This window comes from Pseudomonas sp. 05N434 (genome assembly GCF_056396965.1).
In genome coordinates this window covers 1-393 of record NZ_JBFTMK010001171.1, presented here as the reverse complement: position 1 = coordinate 393, position 393 = coordinate 1, and the positions used below count along the sequence as shown (strand labels likewise).

The following is a 393-nucleotide window of genomic DNA, read 5'->3' as shown; positions in this document are numbered from 1 at the left end:
GCGCCGATCACCACGGTTTCTGCGACCGTCACTCCCCCAACCAGCGGGGTACTCAAGGACAATGGCTCGCTCACCTCTTCGCTCACTGCTTCGCTCGCCGTTTTGCTCGCCGTTTCGCTCGCCGGCTCATCCGCCGCCAACGCTGCAGTGCTCATGACAGCCAGCAAGCCGGCCGTAAGTAGTTTCTTCATATCAGACTCCTTCTCGACATCAACTCTGCATTAGATTTGAGACTAAGGGACCGGGAATGGAACAGCAGGTGAATGAACTGACACCCGTCAATTGAACGAGACAGTTCATGCACATTGCCTCCTTTGGAGAATGTCATTTATAGGGAGTGCATGCCATACGCCAAACCTCGTCACATCATGGACAAAAGCGCTTGCACCGAGC

At 54.7% G+C, this 393-nt stretch carries 1 pseudogene; it reads right to left on the bottom strand.

Features of this window, described 5'->3' with window-relative positions:
- Positions 1–191 (bottom strand): annotated as a pseudogene (locus AC1DLB_RS32290) (hypothetical protein); the annotation flags it as partial.
- Between the last annotated feature and the right edge of the window lie 202 nt (positions 192–393).